Source organism: Paraburkholderia sacchari (assembly GCF_000785435.2).
GTDB lineage: Bacteria > Pseudomonadota > Gammaproteobacteria > Burkholderiales > Burkholderiaceae > Paraburkholderia > Paraburkholderia sacchari.
On record NZ_JTDB02000002.1, the window covers coordinates 79,305 to 95,946 of the forward strand.

A 16,642-nucleotide genomic window follows, 5' to 3' on the forward strand; every position below is an offset into this window, starting at 1 on the left:
CGCAGGCCGCAAACACCGCTAGCGCGGCAGCGCGGGCAAGCGCAACGGGCTGCCCGCAAGCGACTTGGCGTCCGGCATGCGCGATGGCGATGCCGCCTGGGTCGTTTGTGCCGCTTGTTCAGTTTGCGCGGCTTGTTGCACCTCGCTTTCCACCGCCTCGAGCCCATGCAGCCACGCCAGCAGTTCCGCCACGGCCTGATAAAGCTGCGGCGGGATCTGCGAATCCAGGTCCACCTGCATCAGCAGCGAGACCATCTCCGGCGCCTCGTGCACGTAGAGGCCCGCCTCCTTCGCGCGCTGCACGATCATCTCGGCCACGAGCCCATAGCCCTTCGCGACCACGCGCGGCGCGCCGTCACGCGCGACCGGATCGTCGTAGGCCAGTGCGGCGGCGCTTTTGCGATGCGTGCGGCTCATCGGAGCTCCCAGTCTGTCGAGTCGATGGCGTGCGGAGTATCGGCCGCGTGCGTGGCTTCGGCGGCGCGCGCATACGCACCGGCGGCCCGCATGCCGTCCATGCCCGCTGCACCACCCATGCCGTTCATGCCGCCCGCGCCGCCGATCTCGCGGATCGACAGCCCGGCGAGCGCGAGCCCCAGCGCTTCGAGCCGTCCGCGCAGCGCCTCGCTGTGTGCGCTGAGGCGCTGCGCGCCGCCCGGGCTCGCCTGCACGCGCACCGCGAGTGTCGAGCCTGTGAGCGCAAGCTCCGCGTCGACGGTGCCCAGCGCCGGCAGCGCCAGCGTGAGACGCGTGTGCCATGGCGTTTCGTTTTCGTCGGCAACGCGCCCCGCGCGCGCGTCTTGCCAGGTGTGGCGCTCGTCGTCGTCGTCCGGCTGGATGGTCCAGTCGAGCCGCACGCCCGGCCATGCCTCGCCGGTCCAGCGGAATTCCCCGGTCGCGAGCAAATCGAGTTGCTGACGCACGAGCGGCAGCAACGCTTCGTGCACGCCCACCCCCGCGCCGGCCCCAGCGGGCGTGCGGGTGGCGGGCAGCAGCGCATCGGCGAGCGCCGCCGTGTTGACGCCGGCGCGCTCCCCCTCCTCGGCGAGCGCAGCGGCATTGGCTTCGCCGCGCGCGCCCGAGGCCGCTGCCGCCCCCGCCGCGTTGGCCGTGCCGCCCGCCCGCGCGCCCTGCTGGGCCGCGCTGGGCAGATCGATCCACAGCACGTCGGCGATGTCGTCGGCGGCGAGGCTCCTGTCGCCCGCAAATTCGAGCGGCAACTGCGCGCTGCCGCTGGTCAGGCGGTTCTGCGGTTCGTCGGCGAGTTCGCCAGGCGTGCGCTGGCCGCGCAGCCATTGGGCAAGATGCGATTCGTAGAAGAGGCCGCTCGACGCCACCGTCTGCGCGAGCGTGGCCGCCAGCACGGCGACCGGGCCGGTTTGCGTGGCGAGTGCGGTGCGCTGGGCTGCTTGCGCGCCCTGCGTTGAAGACGCCGCATCGCTTGTGCCGCCGGTCATGCCACTGCTTTTGCCGCCATTTTCCGCCGCATCCGCAGCACCATTCGCGCTACCCGCGCCGGCTGCACCTCCGGCGTCTTGCGCGCTGCCCGGCAGTCCTGCCTGCGCGGCTTCAGCCGTCGATGCCTCCAGGTCGGCAAGCAACGCGGCCTCCAGCGCCTGGGCCTGGGCCTGGGCCTGGACCCGGTCCGTGGCCCCCGTCTGGGCAGTGGGATTCGCGAGGCCCGGCAGTGGCAGCGAGCCGGCGTCTCCCGCCATCGCCTGGCCGGCGGCGGCCGGATCGGTCCAGATCGGCGCGCGCCCGACCACGGAGGGCGTGGCCTCTCCGCCCGAGCGGATGATCGCGTCGAGCGCGAGCGCGACCGCGGAAAGCACCGTTTGCGCCGATGCCTGCGGCGAGCCGGCGTTGCGCGGATCGGCCAGCGCGGCCGCGCCGCCCGTGAGCGCGGAAACGCCCGCCTGCGCGGCGCCGGTACTGCCCTGGGAGCCCGCCGCGCCCAGTGCGCCTATGCGGCTCGCGAGCAGCGCCGCAGCGCTCGTATCGATTCCGTTCATGCGGAGCGTGGCCCGCACGGGCCAGGTTGTGCGCCGCGCGTCCCATACGGCGACGCGGCGCGGTCAGTGTTCGTGCGCGAGCGGGTCTGCCCGCCCGTTCATGCGCGCTTGGCAAAAGCCTCGCGCCACCCCGCCCTAGCGCGCGCCGTACAGCTCCTGCAACACTCGCGACGGCTGCGCCGTGCCTTGAAAGAGCGCTGCAAGTCGCGCCATGCACGGGCTCGCGAGGTCGCGGATCGCGGCGTCGTCGGCGAGGATCCGCCGGATCAGCTCGTACTTGCGCGTCCGCTCGGCGTCGGTGAGCCGGATGCCGCAATCGGCGTTCTTGAGCGCGTCCACCAGGCGCCGGTACTCGTCCTGAAGGCCGATCAGCTCGTTCCAGCTCGCACCGCGCGCGGCATGGAGCATCTGCTCGGAGACCGCCGCAATCGCCTCGTAGCGGGCAAAGTAGTCTGCTTTCGAATTCATCTCGTCAATGAACCGGGCACGGGCGCGGACGACTCTCTCGCCATCCGCTCCACTTCCGGCGCAATCCCCAACCAGGCTTCCTCGAGCGTCGCCAGGAGGCCATCGACTTCGACCAGCATGGATTCGCTCTGTTGAATGTTCGCTTCGAGCAGGCGTCGCGTCATGTAACCGTAAAGTGCGTTCAGGCGTTGCGCGATTTCTCCGCCCGCCTCGACGTTCAACGCCAGCTGAAGCCCGCTTTCGACAATCCGGATGGCCTTGCCGATCGCCTCGCCGCGCGGCCCCACATTGCCCATCTGCAGGTGCATGCGGGCCTGCGCAATCGCCTTGCGCGCGCCTTCGTACAGGAGCGCAATCAGCTTGTGCGGACTCGCGCCCATGACCCCTGTTTCGACACCCACGCGTGCATAAGCGTTGGCTCCAGACTGTGCAGGGGAAAACATCGGCGCTTCTCCTTCGAATGTGCGGCTATGGATATGGTGCGTCCGGCCCTTTGCCTTGCGTGGCGCGAGCCGGGTATAGCCGTGTTATCGGAACGGCGCGGGAGAAGCTTTAATGCCTTTGAAAGTTCGAAGGCGCGAAGGCACGAAGCCACGACAGGGCGGCCACGGGCCGGCCAGGCATCACAGGCATTGGCAGCAACCGGCCGCTAGACCTGGATCTGCATGATGTCGGTGTAGGCCGCAACGAGCTTGTTGCGCACCTGCAAGCCGAACTGGAAGCCGACGTTGGCCTTCTGCATGTCGACCATGACGTCGTTGAGCGAAACGTTGCCGGCCCCGAGCTCGAACGCCTGCGACTCGCCCACGGCCTTCTGCTGATCGGCGCTGATCTTGTCGATGGACGACTTGAGCGCCGCGGCGAAGCCGCCCGCGGTGGCCGCGCCCGAGCCGACGTCGGCGGCGCTGGTATCGCTTGCCGCCTGCGCGGCCATGGACTGCATCTGCGCGAGGGCCGACGTGAGTGGGTTGACTGGCACGGTCATGTTTGCTCCACGAATAAAGAGGGGTAGCGCGAGGGCGGATGCCGCCGCCCGGCGAATCCGGCGCGCCTGTGGGTGATACGCGGATTGCATACAGCGCGCCGAATCTGGGAAGGAGCATAGCAATTCGCCATTTCCGGCAGCCTCGAAACTAGGGGGAAAACCCGGCTCTATTCGCGCAATCGGCTTGCCAGCGGGTGCGGATAATCGCTGTCGTGAAAGTTTCCGCCGCGCGCGCGCCGCTCGAGCGGGGACAGCAAGTCTCCCGGAGAAACCCGTCGCATGGATTCGTCTGCCAACTCGTTGATCAACCCCGATGCCCGCGTGGGCCTCGCCACCAGCGGCGCAGCCTCCGGCGCGGCCGCGGCGGGCGCGGCAGGCGGCCTCGCGGAGGACCTGGGCGGCGGCTTTGCGCAGCGCCTCGGCTCGCTGTCTTCGCTGCGCAATGTGCGCGGCAACCCGCGCGCGCCGCTCATCGTGGCGGTGGCGGTGCTCGTCGCCGTGGTCGTGGGCCTGATCCTGTGGTCGCGCGCGCCCGACTACAAGGTGCTCTACAGCAATCTCTCGGACCGCGACGGCGGTGCGATCATCACGGCGCTGCAGGCCGCCAATGTGCCGTACAAGCTCTCGGAGGGCGGCGGCGCGATTCTCGTGCCGTCCGAGCAAGTGGGCGAAATGCGCCTGCGCCTCGCCCAGCAGGGCTTGCCCAAGAGCGGCTCGGTGGGCTTCGAATTGATGGACAACCAGAAGTTCGGCATCAGCCAGTTCGCCGAGCAGGTGAACTACCAGCGCGCGCTCGAAGGCGAGCTCGAGCAAACGATTCAATCGATCCAGAGCGTGAAATCCGCGCGCGTGCATCTGGCCATTCCGAAGCCCTCGGTGTTCGTGCGCGAGCGCGAAGCGCCCACGGCGTCGGTGCTCGTCAACCTGTATCCCGGCCGCATGCTCGACGAAGGCCAGGTGGCCGCCATCACGCACATGGTGGCCTCGGCCGTGCCCGATCTGCCGGTGCGCAACGTGACCGTGGCCGACCAGGACGGCAACCTGCTCACGCAGAGCGCCGCGAGCGCCGGCCTCGACGCTTCGCAACTCAAGTACGTGCGCCAGGTCGAGCACGACACCCAGGCGCGCATCGACGCGATCCTCGCGCCGCTCTTCGGCGCCGGCAACGCACGCTCGCAGGTGAGCGCCGACCTCGACTTCTCGAAGCTCGAGCAAACTTCCGAAAACTACGGCCCGAACGGCAGCCCGCAGCAGGCCGCGATCCGCAGCCAGCAGCAGAGCATCGCCACCGATTCGCAGCAGGCGAGCGCCGGCGGCGTGCCGGGCGCGCTCTCGAACACGCCGCCGCAGCCGGCCTCCGCGCCCATCAGCGCACCCGCTGCGGGCGCGAACGGCGCGCCCAGCACCACGCCGGTCTCGGATCACCGCGACACCACCACGAACTACGAGCTCGACAAGACGGTGCGCCATTTCAGCCAGTCGCCGGGCAGCATCAAGCGGCTCTCGGTGGCGGTGGTCGTGAACTATCAGCAGAAGGTGGATGCCAAGGGGCACGCCACGCTGCAGCCGCTCGACGCGCAAAAGCTCGCGCAGGTCGAGCAGCTCGTGAAGGACTCGATGGGCTACGACGCGAAGCGCGGCGACTCGGTGAACGTGGTGAACGCCGCGTTCCAGCAGGAAGTCGATCCGAACGCGAACCTGCCGTGGTGGCGCCAGCCCGACATGCTCGCGCTCGCAAAGCAACTCGCGACGTGGCTCGGCATTGGCGCGGTGGCGCTGTTCCTCTACTTCGTGATGGTCAAGCCCGCGCTGCGGCGCGCCTTCCCGCCGCCCGCGCCGCCCGCCGCGCCCGCGCTCGCGGCCATGGACGAGCCAATGCTGCTCGACGGCCTGCCGTCCGTGGACAAGCTCGAAGGCGCGGGAGAGGCCGAAGCGGACTCGACCCTGCTCGCACTCGAAAACGACAAGCACAAGTTCGAACGCAACCTCGAATTCGCGCGCAGCATTGCGCGTCAGGATCCGAAGATCGTCGCAACCGTGGTCAAGAACTGGGTAAACGATGAACGCTGAAGGAGCCACCAAGAGCGCCCTGCTGCTCATGTCGATCGGCGAGGAAGAGGCCGCGCAGGTCTTCAAGTTCCTCGGCCCGCGCGAGGTGCAGAAGATCGGCGCCGCCATGGCCGCGCTCAAGAACGTCAAGCGCGAAGAGATCGACGCGGTGCTGCAGGAGTTCGTGAAGGAAGCCGAGCAGCACAGCGCGCTCTCGCTCGATTCGAGCGACTATATCCGCAGCGTGCTCACCAAGGCGCTCGGCGAGGACAAGGCCGGCGCCGTGATCGACCGCATCCTGCAAGGCGGCGACACGAGCGGCATCGAAGGCCTCAAGTGGATGGATTCGGGGTCGGTAGCCGAACTCATCAAGAACGAGCATCCGCAGATCATCGCCACGATCCTCGTGCATCTGGACCGCGACCAGGCCTCGGAGATCGCGTCGTGCTTCACCGAGCGTCTGCGCAACGACGTGCTGCTGCGCATCGCGACGCTCGACGGCATCCAGCCGCAGGCGCTGCGCGAGCTCGACGACGTGCTCACGGGCCTGCTCTCGGGCAGCGACAACTTGAAGCGCAGCCCGATGGGCGGCATCCGCACGGCCGCCGAAATCCTCAACTTCATGACGAGCCAGCACGAGGAAGGCGTGATCGAAAACGTGCGCCAGTACGACGCCGAGCTTGCCCAGAAGATCATCGACCAGATGTTTGTTTTCGAGAACCTGCTCGATCTCGAAGACCGCGCGATCCAGCTGCTGCTCAAGGAAGTGGAGTCGGAGTCGCTGATCATCTCGCTCAAGGGCGCGCCGCCCGCGCTGCGCACCAAGTTCCTCTCGAACATGTCGCAGCGCGCCGCCGAACTGCTCGCCGAAGACCTCGACGCGCGCGGCCCTGTACGTGTTTCGGAGGTCGAAGCACAACAACGGCGTATCCTTCAGATCGTTCGCAATCTTGCTGAAAGCGGCCAGATCGTGATCGGCGGAAAGGCGGAAGACGCGTATGTCTGACGAGGCAACACAGATGGCCGCGCAACAGTCCCGCGCGCGCTCGGCGTACCAGCGCTGGGAGATGGCGTCGTTCGACCCGCCGCCCCCGCCTCCGCCGCCGCCCACGCCCGACGAGACCGCTGCGTTCGAGGCGCAATTGCTGCGCATTCGCGAGAACGCCCATCAGGAAGGCCTGAAGTCGGGGCACGTGGCGGGTCAGGCGCTCGGCTATCAGGCCGGCTATGACCAAGGCCACAAGCAGGGCTTCGAGCAGGGCCGCGAAGAGGCGCGCGCCCAGGCGCGGCAGCTCGCGTTGCTCGCGCAACGTTTTGCCGAGGCGCTGCAGACTGCCGAAGCGGGCGTGGCCGACATGCTCGTCGAGCTTGCGCTCGACATCGCGCAGCAGGTGGTGCGCCAGCACGTGCAGCACGACCCGACGGCGCTGCTGGCCGCGGCGCGCGAGCTGCTCGCGCACGAGCCGCAGCTCACGGGCTCGCCGCAACTCGTGGTGAGTCCTGCCGATCTGCCGGTGGTGGAGGCGTATCTGATGGAAGAACTGCAAACGCGCGGCTGGACCGTGCGCGCCGATGCGGCGCTCGAGCGCGGCGGCTGCCGCGCGCAGGCGGCGAGCGGCGAAGCCGATGCGGCCATCGGCACGCGCTGGGAGCGCGTGGCGCTGGCGCTCGGCAAGGCGCGGCCGTGGTGAGCGCCGGGCAAACACGATGAGCCCCAACCCGCACCAGACGATCCACACGGGCGGCCTCACGGCGCTCGAGCAGGAGCTTGCGCTCGCATCGTTCGGGTCCGGCGCGCACGACCTGGCGCAAACGCGCGGCATGCTGGTGGGCGACGACGCGCAAGCCAGCCCGCATGGCGCCGATGCAGCCGCACAGGCAGTCAGCAAAGCCGCCGCGACGCTCGACGCCGTCGAGGCCGCCATTGCCGATGCGGCCCATGCGGCAACTGCTGCCCACGCAGCCGATACCTCCAGCGCAGCGTGGAACGGCGCCGATGCCGGCCACGACTATCCATCGGCCAGCCACAGCGGCGCGCATGCCCCGGCCGCCGACCCGCGCGCCCCACACACCCCGCCGCCGGGCTACGACCCGGCCAACCCGCATCTGGCCGCCTGGAACGCCCATCTCGCGAGCGTGCGCGCGCGCAACGCGCTGGCCTTGCCGCTGCGCGGCTGCGGCCGCCTCACGCGCGCGGCGGGCCTCGTGCTCGAAGCCGTGGGGCTGCGCCTCGCCGTGGGCGCCGAAGTAATGATCGAACTGCCGCCGGGCAGCTCGCTGCCGATGGCCGAAGCCGAGGTGGTGGGTTTCGCGGGCGACAAGCTCTTTCTGATGCCCACCACCGAAGTCGCGGGCCTGTTGCCCGGCGCGCGCGTCTGGCCGCTCGAAAGCGCGCCGATTGCCGACCCCATGTCGGGCGCCAAGCGCCTGCCGGTGGGCTGGGGGCTGCTCGGGCGCGTGCTCGACGCCTCGGGCCGCCCGCTCGACGGGCTGGGCGCACTGAATGCCGAAGCCGATGCGCCGCTCACCGCGCCCGTCATCAACCCGCTGAACCGCGAGCCGATCCACAAGGTGCTCGACGTGGGCGTGCGCGCGATCAACGCGCTGTTGACGGTCGGGCGCGGCCAGCGCATGGGCCTCTTTGCGGGCTCGGGCGTCGGCAAGTCGGTGCTGCTCGGCACCATGGCGCGCGCGACCAGCGCGGAAGTGATCGTGATCGGCCTGATTGGAGAGCGCGGCCGCGAAGTGAAGGAATTCATCGAGCAGATCCTGGGCGTTGAAGGCCTCGCACGCTCGGTCGTGGTGGCCGCGCCCGCCGACGTCTCGCCGCTCTTGCGCATGCAGGCCGCCGCGTACACCACCACGCTCGCCGAATACTTCCGCGACCAGGGCAAGCACGTGCTGCTGCTGATGGATTCGCTCACGCGCTACGCGATGGCGCAGCGCGAGATCGCGCTCGCGATTGGCGAGCCGCCCGCGACCAAGGGTTATCCGCCCTCGGTGTTCGCGAAGCTGCCCGCGCTCGTCGAGCGCACCGGCAACGGCCCGGAAGGCGGCGGCTCGATCACCGCGTTCTACACCGTGCTCACCGAAGGCGACGACCAGCAAGACCCGATCGCCGACTCGGCGCGCGCGATTCTCGACGGTCACATCGTGCTCTCGCGCACGCTCGCGGAGGCGGGCCACTATCCGGCCATCGACATCGAGGCGTCGATCAGCCGCGCGATGACCGCGCTCATCGACGAGCCGCACCTGAACCGCACGCGCGCCTTCAAACAGATGCTCTCGCGCTACCAGCGCAACCGCGACCTCATCAACGTAGGTGCTTACGTGAGCGGGCGCGATGCCGTGCTCGACCGCGCCATCGCGCTGTATCCGCGCATCGAGGCGTTTCTTCAGCAGGGCTTTCGCGAAACCGCGAACTACGAACAAAGCGTCGAGATGCTCGGCGCGCTGATTGGCAATGCGCAGGGCAACGGCCAGGGAGCCAGGACATGACGAAGCAGACCGCACTGCAAACCCTCATCGGGCTCGCGCAGGACGATGTCGACGCCGCGACGCAAAAACTCGGGCGCGTGCAGCGCGAACGCGTGGAAATCGAAAAGCAGCTGAAGTCGCTGATCGATTACCGCGACGAGTATCACGCGCGCTTCACCGAGTCCGCGCGCGCGGGCATGGCCGCCGGCAATGTGCGCAACTTCCAGGCGTTCATCGACACGCTCGATACCGCCATCGAGCAGCAGCGCCGCCTGCTGGAGCAGGCCACGCTGCGCGTGGAAGCCGCCAGGCCCGACTGGCAGCGCAGCAAGCAGAAGCTCGGCTCGTACGAGGTGCTGCAATCGCGCCACGACGAGGTGCAGGCGCGCAAGGACGCCCGCCGCGAACAGCGCGACGCCGACGAGCACGCCGCCCGCGCGCTGCGCATGCGCAACGCCCATTAGTGCCGTTAGTGAAATTGATGACCTACTAGTGAACTATTAGTGACGCCGGCGCGTCCGGATCACGTTCAAGAGAGCCAGCAGCATGTCGCTTCTATCCGCAGTCAGTTCGTTGCTCGGCGCCGCCGTGGATGCGGCCACGGGCGCGCAGAGCAGCGCCAGTAATGGCGCGAGCGCTTCCGACCTCGCGAGCCAAGGCTTCGCGCAAACGCTCCAACAAAGCATTTCCGCGCAGAACGCGCGCAGCGGCGCGCCACGCCAGGTTGTCCCGGCTGGTTCGCCGCAGCAGGCGGCGCAGGCTTCGGGCGCGGCGGCGCAGACCGCTCAATCCGCGTCATCCGCGCAAGCGTCCCAGCCGGCGCAGCAAGCCGGCAACGGCGCGGCGCACGCATCGAACGTCGATCACCGCGCCGAGAACGCCCTCGCGCGCCAGAAGCAGGCCGAAGCCGCGGGCTCGCAGGCGGCAGCGGCGCAGGCTCTGGCACAGCAAGCCCAACAGGCCATGCAGACGGCGCAGCAGGCACCGGGCAACGGCGACGCCACCATGCAGGCCGCCGAGGCCGCGCTCGCGGGCGTTGCCACGGCGGCAGCCGGAGCCGCGGGCACAAGCATCGACGCTAACGGCATCGGCGGCATCGGCGGCACGAATGGCACGAATGGCACGAGCACCACGGGCGGCACGGCTGGCGACGGCACAAGCACCGCCAGCGGCGATCCGAAGTCGGTGAGCGACGCGCTGCACGCCGCGCTCGCGACGCTGCGCGGCGGCTCGGCCACGCTGAACACGCAGGTTGCGGGCGCAACCCAGGGCGCTGCACAAGGCGCGGCCGCAGCCAATTCGACGATCGCGGGCAGCTTCGCGGCGCATATGGGCACGCAGGCGAAGGCCAAAACCCTGGGCGCAGGCATCGACGACAAAAACGCCGCCGACAACGCCGCAAAGTCCGTGGCCGCCACGCCGCAGGACGCAGCTGCGCAAAACGCCAATGCCACGCTCGCTGCTACGGCGCAGCAGCAGGCTACGTCCACGCAACCCGCAGCATCGAGCAACACCGCCGACGCCCTCGCCGCCACCCAGGCTGCCGCAGCAGCCGCGGCTCAAGCCCAGGCGGCCCAAGCCGCCCAGAGCGCGAGCGCCAACCCCGCCGCAGCGGCGGCGGCTTCCGCCACGCTGGCTCCGCAAGTGGGCACGCCGGGCTGGGAGGACGCGCTCAGCCAGAAGGTGGTGTTCCTCTCGAACGCCCACCAGCAATCGGCGGAACTCACGCTCAATCCCAAGGACCTCGGGCCGCTGCAAGTCGTGCTGCAAGTCGCCGACAACCATGCACATGCGCTCTTCGTGTCGCAGCATCAGCAGGTGCGCGAAGCCGTGGAGGCCGCGCTGCCGAAGCTGCGCGAGCAGATGCAGCAGAACGGCATCGGCCTTGGCAGCGCGAGCGTGAGCGACGGCTTCTCGCGCCAGATGAACCAGCAGGCGCAGCAAGATAGCGGCAGCGGATCGGGTTCGCGCGGTTCGCGCGAGTCGGGTTCCGCCGGCGTGGCGGGCATCGGCGCGGCCAGCGGCGCGGACGGCGCAACCAGCGCCGCCGCCACGGCCACGCAGCGCAGCGTGGGCCTGATCGACACGTTTGCCTGAGCCATCCCCGCAGTCGCTCGCATCGGAAGAGGCACAGCGCGAGGCGCCGATCCGTCGACGCCTCGCGCGGTCCATGCCCCGCCGCCCAGGCCACGCTCGCGCAACAAAGCGGCGAGATAGCCGCAAATCCCCCGTCTATTCCTCCCATCGCCGTCGCGCAAAAGCCGGAACAATGCAGGCTGCCGGAATGAATGCGCGCGCCATGGCGATCATGGCGATCGGCAACGAAGCGCCGCCCGGCCCCGACAACAGCATGATCAGCACGATCACGACTCACCCAGGCTCACGACCGACATGGCGACCACGACCGCAACCCAGCAAGCCGCGCCCCAAGGCACGCAACCCGGACCGCTGAAGCGCGTCCTTCTCATCGTGCTCATCGCGGTGCTTGCCGCCGGTGCGGCGGGCGGCGGCGTCTGGTTCTTCATGTCGCGCCACGCCGCGAGCGCCCCCGCAGCCGCGAGCGCGCCCACGCCGCCCGCCGTGCCCGTCTACTATGCGCTCGAGCCAATGACCGTCAACCTGCAATCCGACGACGGCGAAACGCACTATCTGCGCATCGGCCTCACGCTCAAGCTCGATAGCCAGGCGACCCAGGACGCGCTCGTCGCGCACATGCCCGAGATCCGCAGCCGCCTGCTGCTCGCGCTCTCGAACAAGCACCCGGCCGATCTCGCGCCGCTCGACGGCAAGCGCGCGCTCGCGACCGAGCTCGCCGCGCTCATCGCGCAGCCGTCCGACTCGCGCGGCACGGCCACCCGCGTCGACGACGTGCTGTTCACCGAATTCGTCGTGCAGTAAGCCCCGCATGAACACGCTCAACATGAACCCGCGCGCTCGCCTCGCGCGCGCCTGCGCCGATGACGCGGATATCGCGGATATCACGGATATCGCGCAACCAATCCGGAGCCTTGCATCATGAGCATGGGTCACGACGAGTTCATGTCGCAGGAGGAGGTCGATGCCCTCCTCAAAGGCGTCACCGGCGAGATCGAAACCGAGGCCGCCCAGCCCGAGAAATCCGGCGTGCGGCCGTACAACATCGCGACGCAGGAACGCATCGTGCGCGGGCGCATGCCCGGGCTCGAAATCATCAACGAGCGTTTCGCGCGTCTCTTGCGCGTGGGCATTTTCAACTTCATGCGCCGCACCGCCGAGATCTCCGTGGGACCGGTGCGCGTGCAGAAGTACAGCGAATTCACGCGCAACCTGCCGATCCCGACGAATCTGAACCTCGTGCACGTGAAGCCGCTGCGCGGCACGTCGCTGTTCGTGTTCGACCCGAACCTCGTGTTCTTCGTGGTGGACAACCTGTTCGGCGGCGACGGGCGCTTTCACACGCGCGTCGAAGGCCGCGACTTCACGCAGACCGAGCAGCGCATCATCAGCAAGCTGCTCAACCTCGTGTTCGATCACTACACCACGGCGTGGAAGAGCGTGCGCCCGCTCACGTTCGAATACGTGCGCTCGGAAATGCACACGCAGTTCGCCAACGTCGCGACGCCCAATGAAATCGTGATCGTCACGCAGTTCTCGATCGAGTTCGGCACGACCGGCGGCACGCTGCACATCTGCATGCCCTACTCGATGATCGAGCCGATTCGCGATGTGCTCTCCTCGCCGCTGCAAGGCGAAGTGCTCGACGTGGACCGCCGCTGGGTGCGCGTGCTCTCGCAGCAGGTGCAGGCCGCCGAAGTGGAGCTCACCGCGGATCTCGCGCACGTGCCGGTCACGTTCGAGCAGATCCTGAACATGAAAAAGGGCGACGTGCTGCCGATCAACATTCCCGAGCACATTGTCGCCAAGGTGGACGGCGTGCCGGTGATGGAGTGCGGCTACGGAATTTTCAATGGTCAATACGCGTTGCGGGTCCAGAAGATGATCAGCGCAGCCGACACGATGAAGGAAGGTGGATATGAGTGACGTGAACGCCATGCCGGGCAGCGAGCCTGTGCGCGACCCGGCCCAGCAAGCCGCAGTCGATGCAGCCGGCGCAGTGGGTGCAATGGGTGCAATGGGCGCCATGGATTCGACGGACTCGATCGACTCGATGGACGATTGGGCCGCCGCGCTCGCCGAGCAGAACGGCCACGAAAGCCACGAAGTGGCCGCGCAGCCCGCCGCCGTGTTCCAGCCGCTTTCGAAGGTCGATTCGGGCGCGACGCGCAACGACATCGACATGATTCTGGACATCCCCGTCCAGATGACCGTCGAACTGGGCCGCACCAAGATCGCCATCCGCAACCTGCTGCAGCTCGCGCAGGGCTCGGTGGTGGAACTCGACGGCCTTGCCGGCGAGCCGATGGACGTGCTCGTGAACGGCTGTCTCATCGCCCAGGGCGAAGTGGTGGTGGTGAACGACAAGTTCGGCATCCGCCTGACCGACATCATCACGCCCTCCGAGCGCATCCGGAAGCTCAATCGATGAAACGCCTTGCCGCATGCGGTTTTGCGCGCCTCAATGCATTTGCTGGTGCGTGCGTGTGTGCCTGGCTCGTTGCCGCGCCCGCGCAAGCCGCCGATCTCCAGGCCGTGAACGAAGCCGCGCGCTCGGCGTCGAGCGCATCGGCGGTGATCGTGGGCAGCGCGGCGCCCTCGCTCGGCTTCGGCGCGGTGCTGCAAACCGTGTTCGGCCTGCTGCTCGTGATTGGCGTGGTGTTCGGCTGCGCATGGCTCGCGCGGCGTCTTGGCCTCCAGCACGGCCCGAAGAGCGCGCTCGTGAAGACCGTGGGCGGCGCCTCGCTTGGCGGCAAGGAGCGCGTGGCCGTGGTCGAGATCGGCGACACCTGGCTCGTGCTGGGCGCCGCACCCGGCAATGTGCGCCTCCTGCACACGATGCCCGCGGGCGAGCTGCCCGCCGCGGCCGCCGCCGGTGCCCCCATCGCCCTTCAGGGCAACTTCGGACAGCGCTTTCGTGACGCGTTGAAACACGAAGCAGGCAAACGTTTCAAGCGTCACGACGGCGGAGCGCAGTAAATGCACGGCAGCACCCTTCCCGACGCGCCCGCGCGCGCGCGCACTTCCTTGATCGAGAAAATCTCGCGCGCCGCGCTGCCCGTTGCGCTGTTGCTCGGCATAGTCGCGGTGGCGCTGCTGCTGCCGCGCCTCGCGCACGCACAGACCGTTGCGCAGCCGCAAGGGCTGCCCGCCTTCAACACGAGCCCGGGCCCGAACGGCGGCACCACGTATTCGCTGAGCGTGCAGACGATGCTGCTGCTCACGATGCTGTCGTTCCTGCCCGCGATGGTGCTGATGATGACGAGTTTCACGCGCATCATCATCGTGCTGTCGCTGTTGCGCCAGGCGCTCGGCACGACGACCACGCCGCCCAACCAGGTGCTCGTGGGCCTCGCGCTGTTTCTCACGCTGTTCGTGATGTCGCCGGTGCTGGACAAGGCGTACAACGACGGCTACAAGCCATTCGCCGCCGGCACGCTGTCGATGGACGAAGCCGTGACGCGCGGCGTCGCGCCGTTCAAGACCTTCATGCTGCGCCAGACCCGCGAATCGGACCTCGCGCTGTTCGCGCGCATCTCGCACGCGGCGCCCATGCAGGGCCCCGAGGACGTGCCGCTCACGCTGCTCGTGCCCTCGTTCGTCACGAGCGAATTGAAGACCGGCTTTCAGATCGGCTTCACGATCTTCATTCCGTTTCTGATCATCGACATGGTGGTGGCGAGCGTGCTCATGTCGATGGGCATGATGATGGTTTCGCCCGCAACGATCTCGCTGCCGTTCAAGCTCATGCTGTTCGTGCTCGTGGACGGCTGGCAACTGCTGATCGGCTCGCTCGCGCAGAGCTTCACCTGAGGAATCCGCGATGACGCCCGAAACCGTCTTGACCCTTTCGCACGAAGCCATGTACGTGGCGTTGCTGCTGGCCGCGCCGCTGTTGCTCGTGTCGCTCGTGGTGGGTCTCGTGGTGAGCCTCTTCCAGGCGGCCACGCAGATCAACGAAAGCACGCTCTCGTTCATTCCCAAGCTCATTGCGATTGCGGTGACGCTCGTGATTGCCGGGCCGTGGATGCTCACGACGATGCTCGATTACATGCACCGCATGTTCGCGAGCATTCCAGCGCTCGCGGGCTGAGCGGTTTTATTCGCGCGCGCTTTTCCACGTTCGTAGACGCCCGCCGATGTTCACCGTCACCTACGCGCAGCTCAATCTCTGGCTCACCGCGTTCCTCTGGCCGTTCACGCGCATTCTCGCGCTGGTGGCCGCCGCGCCGCTGGTGGGCCATCGCTCCGTGCCCACGCGCGTGAAGATCGGGCTTGCGGCGTTCATGACGCTGATCGTTGCGCCCACGCTTCAGTCCATGCCGCAGGTCACCGTGTTTTCGGCCGAAGGCGTGTGGATTCTGGTCAATCAGTTTCTGATCGGCGCGGCGCTGGGCTTTACGATGCAGATCGTGTTCGCGGTGGTGACAGCGGCGGGCGATTTGATGGGGTTGGGGATGGGGCTGGGCTTTGCGTCGTTCTTCGATCCGCAGGCCAATACTTCTACGCCTGCGCTTTCATCGTGGCTCAACATCATGGCGATGCTCGCGTTTCTCGTGTTCGACGGGCATTTGCAGATGATTGCCGCGCTGGTGGAAACGTTTCATAGCGTGCCGGTGTCGGCCAATGTGCTTTCCGGCAATGGCTACCGGCTGATCGTGAACTGGGGCGCGACGGTGTTCAATGCGGGGCTGCTGCTCTCGCTGCCTGTGGTGGTGGCGTTGCTCATCACGAATATCTCGCTCGGCATTTTGAATCGCGCCGCGCCGCAGATCGGGATCTTCCAGATCGGGTTTGCGCTCACGATGCTGGTGGGCTTGCTGCTGATTCAGTTGATGATGCCGAATTTGATCCCGTACTTCGCGCGGCTTTTCGATGGCGGGGTCGAGCAGATGGGGCGAGTGGCGGCGGGGTTGCGGCCGGGGCCGTGAGGCGGCAGTCGCCACCCGTTACGGCGTTTTCATGTCGATTCGCTCAGCCAGCGAACGGGCGAGCCCGACGCCGACAAATCGGGCTCGCCCTAAGTCGACAACGCGCTACACGCGACGCAACTTCAGGTTTATGCGGACGTTTTAGCTGTCGCTATCACCCGGCGAAGCCTCGGTCGGCTGCTCCTCGACACTCTCGGAGGACACCGCCGATTGGCCATCACCGCCCGACGAGCCACTTTCAAACATGCCGGGGTTTTGTTGCTGCATCCATTTGTACTCGTCGTTGAGCACACTGCTCAACGGCGATTGATTCGAGCCCGATGGGCCGGTTTGCGCTTTTTGGGTTTCGCCGCCTGCATCGCCCTGCTTGCCTTGCGGACCATTTCCGAAAATGCCATGGTTTTGTTGCTGCATAAATGAGCCCAGGTCGTTTAGGTAATTGCCAAACGACGAGCCATTCAAATTAGTTTTCATTTGCATTCCTTATTTGTGATAACAGGCCTTTCCGTGCGTGCGCCAGCATGCCCGCGCCTTCCAGACCGACTCATGCGCCCCGGTGAGAGCGCATGAATACAGTGTGCTGGAAGGCAGATGGGCGAGGTAATACAGGTACACGGTATTGGCTG

At 67.7% G+C, this 16,642-nt stretch carries 20 protein-coding genes; 13 read left to right on the plus strand and 7 right to left on the minus strand.

The features are described from left to right. Positions 1-18 precede the first annotated feature (18 nt). From NH14_RS07135 to fliE, 5 genes are all read right to left on the minus strand, one after another. Entirely contained in the window at positions 19-417 is a 399-nt protein-coding gene (locus tag NH14_RS07135) for an EscU/YscU/HrcU family type III secretion system export apparatus switch protein (protein ID WP_084225850.1), read from the minus strand. Continuing rightward, a complete protein-coding gene (fliK, locus tag NH14_RS07140) occupies positions 414-2,012 on the minus strand; it encodes a flagellar hook-length control protein FliK (protein ID WP_035532198.1) in 1,599 nt (532 codons plus the stop codon). Before fliK ends, NH14_RS07135 begins: the two co-directional genes overlap by 4 nt. A gap of 135 nt (positions 2,013-2,147) precedes the next feature. Next, positions 2,148-2,480 (minus strand): flagellar protein FliT, encoded by a 333-nt coding sequence (locus tag NH14_RS07145; protein ID WP_035532196.1) that lies wholly within the window; start codon positions 2,478-2,480, stop codon positions 2,148-2,150. Next, the gene (fliS, locus tag NH14_RS07150; protein WP_035532193.1) at positions 2,477-2,923 is read right to left on the minus strand and encodes a flagellar export chaperone FliS; all 447 of its coding nucleotides are present in this window, start codon (positions 2,921-2,923) and stop codon (positions 2,477-2,479) included. The genes NH14_RS07145 and fliS overlap by 4 nt, the downstream gene beginning before the upstream one ends. A gap of 206 nt (positions 2,924-3,129) precedes the next feature. Next, a complete protein-coding gene (gene fliE, locus NH14_RS07155; RefSeq protein WP_035532191.1) occupies positions 3,130-3,465 on the minus strand; it encodes a flagellar hook-basal body complex protein FliE in 336 nt (111 codons plus the stop codon). A gap of 279 nt (positions 3,466-3,744) precedes the next feature. Between fliE and fliF the strand changes: the two genes are divergently transcribed. From fliF to NH14_RS07185, 6 genes are all read left to right on the plus strand, one after another. Then, complete coding sequence (fliF, locus tag NH14_RS07160) at positions 3,745-5,535, plus strand: flagellar basal-body MS-ring/collar protein FliF (RefSeq protein ID WP_035532188.1); 1,791 nt, start codon at positions 3,745-3,747, stop codon at positions 5,533-5,535. Further along, positions 5,525-6,520 carry a flagellar motor switch protein FliG gene (fliG, locus tag NH14_RS07165; protein ID WP_035532186.1) on the plus strand — a complete coding sequence of 332 codons (996 nt, stop codon included), beginning with the start codon at positions 5,525-5,527 and terminating at the stop codon, positions 6,518-6,520. The genes fliF and fliG overlap by 11 nt, the downstream gene beginning before the upstream one ends. Then, positions 6,513-7,205: a flagellar assembly protein FliH gene (gene fliH / locus NH14_RS07170; RefSeq protein WP_084225847.1), complete on the plus strand. Its 693-nt coding sequence runs from the start codon at positions 6,513-6,515 to the stop codon at positions 7,203-7,205. Before fliG ends, fliH begins: the two co-directional genes overlap by 8 nt. Before the next feature lie 16 nt (positions 7,206-7,221). Then, entirely contained in the window at positions 7,222-9,012 is a 1,791-nt protein-coding gene (gene fliI / locus NH14_RS07175; RefSeq protein ID WP_052148416.1) for a flagellar protein export ATPase FliI, read from the plus strand. Continuing rightward, positions 9,009-9,455 (plus strand): flagellar export protein FliJ, encoded by a 447-nt coding sequence (fliJ, locus tag NH14_RS07180; protein WP_035532183.1) that lies wholly within the window; start codon positions 9,009-9,011, stop codon positions 9,453-9,455. Before fliI ends, fliJ begins: the two co-directional genes overlap by 4 nt. 82 nt (positions 9,456-9,537) lie before the next feature. Then, positions 9,538-11,088 (plus strand): flagellar hook-length control protein FliK, encoded by a 1,551-nt coding sequence (locus tag NH14_RS07185; RefSeq protein WP_035532181.1) that lies wholly within the window; start codon positions 9,538-9,540, stop codon positions 11,086-11,088. Between the two features lie 135 nt (positions 11,089-11,223). Here the strand turns inward: NH14_RS07185 and NH14_RS33840 are convergent, their stop codons facing one another. After that, on the minus strand, positions 11,224-11,358 hold the full coding sequence (locus NH14_RS33840; RefSeq protein WP_269151815.1) for a hypothetical protein: 135 nt from the start codon (positions 11,356-11,358) through the stop codon (positions 11,224-11,226). Positions 11,359-11,382: 24 nt separating this feature from the next. Between NH14_RS33840 and fliL the strand changes: the two genes are divergently transcribed. The 7 genes from fliL to fliR all read left to right on the plus strand — a co-directional run bounded on the left by fliL (position 11,383) and on the right by fliR (position 16,016). Beyond that, positions 11,383-11,889, plus strand: a complete 507-nt coding sequence (fliL, locus tag NH14_RS07190) for a flagellar basal body-associated protein FliL (RefSeq protein ID WP_035532178.1) — start codon at positions 11,383-11,385, stop codon at positions 11,887-11,889. 123 nt (positions 11,890-12,012) lie between these two features. Beyond that, on the plus strand, positions 12,013-13,011 hold the full coding sequence (gene fliM / locus NH14_RS07195; protein ID WP_035532176.1) for a flagellar motor switch protein FliM: 999 nt from the start codon (positions 12,013-12,015) through the stop codon (positions 13,009-13,011). After that, on the plus strand, positions 13,004-13,516 hold the full coding sequence (fliN, locus tag NH14_RS07200; RefSeq protein WP_035532173.1) for a flagellar motor switch protein FliN: 513 nt from the start codon (positions 13,004-13,006) through the stop codon (positions 13,514-13,516). The genes fliM and fliN overlap by 8 nt, the downstream gene beginning before the upstream one ends. Beyond that, positions 13,513-14,064: a flagellar biosynthetic protein FliO gene (gene fliO, locus NH14_RS07205; protein WP_084225846.1), complete on the plus strand. Its 552-nt coding sequence runs from the start codon at positions 13,513-13,515 to the stop codon at positions 14,062-14,064. The genes fliN and fliO overlap by 4 nt, the downstream gene beginning before the upstream one ends. Next, positions 14,065-14,898: a flagellar type III secretion system pore protein FliP gene (gene fliP / locus NH14_RS07210; protein ID WP_035532171.1), complete on the plus strand. Its 834-nt coding sequence runs from the start codon at positions 14,065-14,067 to the stop codon at positions 14,896-14,898. Between the two features lie 10 nt (positions 14,899-14,908). Next, positions 14,909-15,178 (plus strand): flagellar biosynthesis protein FliQ, encoded by a 270-nt coding sequence (gene fliQ / locus NH14_RS07215; protein WP_035532170.1) that lies wholly within the window; start codon positions 14,909-14,911, stop codon positions 15,176-15,178. Positions 15,179-15,224: 46 nt separating this feature from the next. Next, complete coding sequence (fliR, locus tag NH14_RS07220; protein WP_035532169.1) at positions 15,225-16,016, plus strand: flagellar biosynthetic protein FliR; 792 nt, start codon at positions 15,225-15,227, stop codon at positions 16,014-16,016. 141 nt (positions 16,017-16,157) lie between these two features. On the opposite strand, the gene NH14_RS07225 is transcribed toward fliR, so the two are convergent. Continuing rightward, the gene (locus NH14_RS07225) at positions 16,158-16,490 is read right to left on the minus strand and encodes a hypothetical protein (RefSeq protein WP_035532168.1); all 333 of its coding nucleotides are present in this window, start codon (positions 16,488-16,490) and stop codon (positions 16,158-16,160) included. Between the last annotated feature and the right edge of the window lie 152 nt (positions 16,491-16,642).

Excerpts from the sequence above, each read along its gene's own strand:
- NH14_RS07135 (WP_084225850.1), bottom strand. The coding sequence starts at position 417 with ATGAGCCGCACGCATCGCAAAAGCGCCGCCGCACTGGCCTACGACGAT.
- fliK (WP_035532198.1), bottom strand. The coding sequence starts at position 2,012 with ATGAACGGAATCGATACGAGCGCTGCGGCGCTGCTCGCGAGCCGCATA.
- NH14_RS07145 (WP_035532196.1), bottom strand. The coding sequence starts at position 2,480 with ATGAATTCGAAAGCAGACTACTTTGCCCGCTACGAGGCGATTGCGGCG.
- fliS (WP_035532193.1), bottom strand. The coding sequence starts at position 2,923 with ATGTTTTCCCCTGCACAGTCTGGAGCCAACGCTTATGCACGCGTGGGT.
- fliE (WP_035532191.1), bottom strand. The coding sequence starts at position 3,465 with ATGACCGTGCCAGTCAACCCACTCACGTCGGCCCTCGCGCAGATGCAG.
- fliF (WP_035532188.1), top strand. The coding sequence starts at position 3,745 with ATGGATTCGTCTGCCAACTCGTTGATCAACCCCGATGCCCGCGTGGGC.
- fliG (WP_035532186.1), top strand. The coding sequence starts at position 5,525 with ATGAACGCTGAAGGAGCCACCAAGAGCGCCCTGCTGCTCATGTCGATC.
- fliH (WP_084225847.1), top strand. The coding sequence starts at position 6,513 with ATGTCTGACGAGGCAACACAGATGGCCGCGCAACAGTCCCGCGCGCGC.
- fliI (WP_052148416.1), top strand. The coding sequence starts at position 7,222 with ATGAGCCCCAACCCGCACCAGACGATCCACACGGGCGGCCTCACGGCG.
- fliJ (WP_035532183.1), top strand. The coding sequence starts at position 9,009 with ATGACGAAGCAGACCGCACTGCAAACCCTCATCGGGCTCGCGCAGGAC.
- NH14_RS07185 (WP_035532181.1), top strand. The coding sequence starts at position 9,538 with ATGTCGCTTCTATCCGCAGTCAGTTCGTTGCTCGGCGCCGCCGTGGAT.
- fliL (WP_035532178.1), top strand. The coding sequence starts at position 11,383 with ATGGCGACCACGACCGCAACCCAGCAAGCCGCGCCCCAAGGCACGCAA.
- fliM (WP_035532176.1), top strand. The coding sequence starts at position 12,013 with ATGGGTCACGACGAGTTCATGTCGCAGGAGGAGGTCGATGCCCTCCTC.
- fliN (WP_035532173.1), top strand. The coding sequence starts at position 13,004 with ATGAGTGACGTGAACGCCATGCCGGGCAGCGAGCCTGTGCGCGACCCG.
- fliO (WP_084225846.1), top strand. The coding sequence starts at position 13,513 with ATGAAACGCCTTGCCGCATGCGGTTTTGCGCGCCTCAATGCATTTGCT.
- fliP (WP_035532171.1), top strand. The coding sequence starts at position 14,065 with ATGCACGGCAGCACCCTTCCCGACGCGCCCGCGCGCGCGCGCACTTCC.
- fliQ (WP_035532170.1), top strand. The coding sequence starts at position 14,909 with ATGACGCCCGAAACCGTCTTGACCCTTTCGCACGAAGCCATGTACGTG.
- fliR (WP_035532169.1), top strand. The coding sequence starts at position 15,225 with ATGTTCACCGTCACCTACGCGCAGCTCAATCTCTGGCTCACCGCGTTC.
- NH14_RS07225 (WP_035532168.1), bottom strand. The coding sequence starts at position 16,490 with ATGAAAACTAATTTGAATGGCTCGTCGTTTGGCAATTACCTAAACGAC.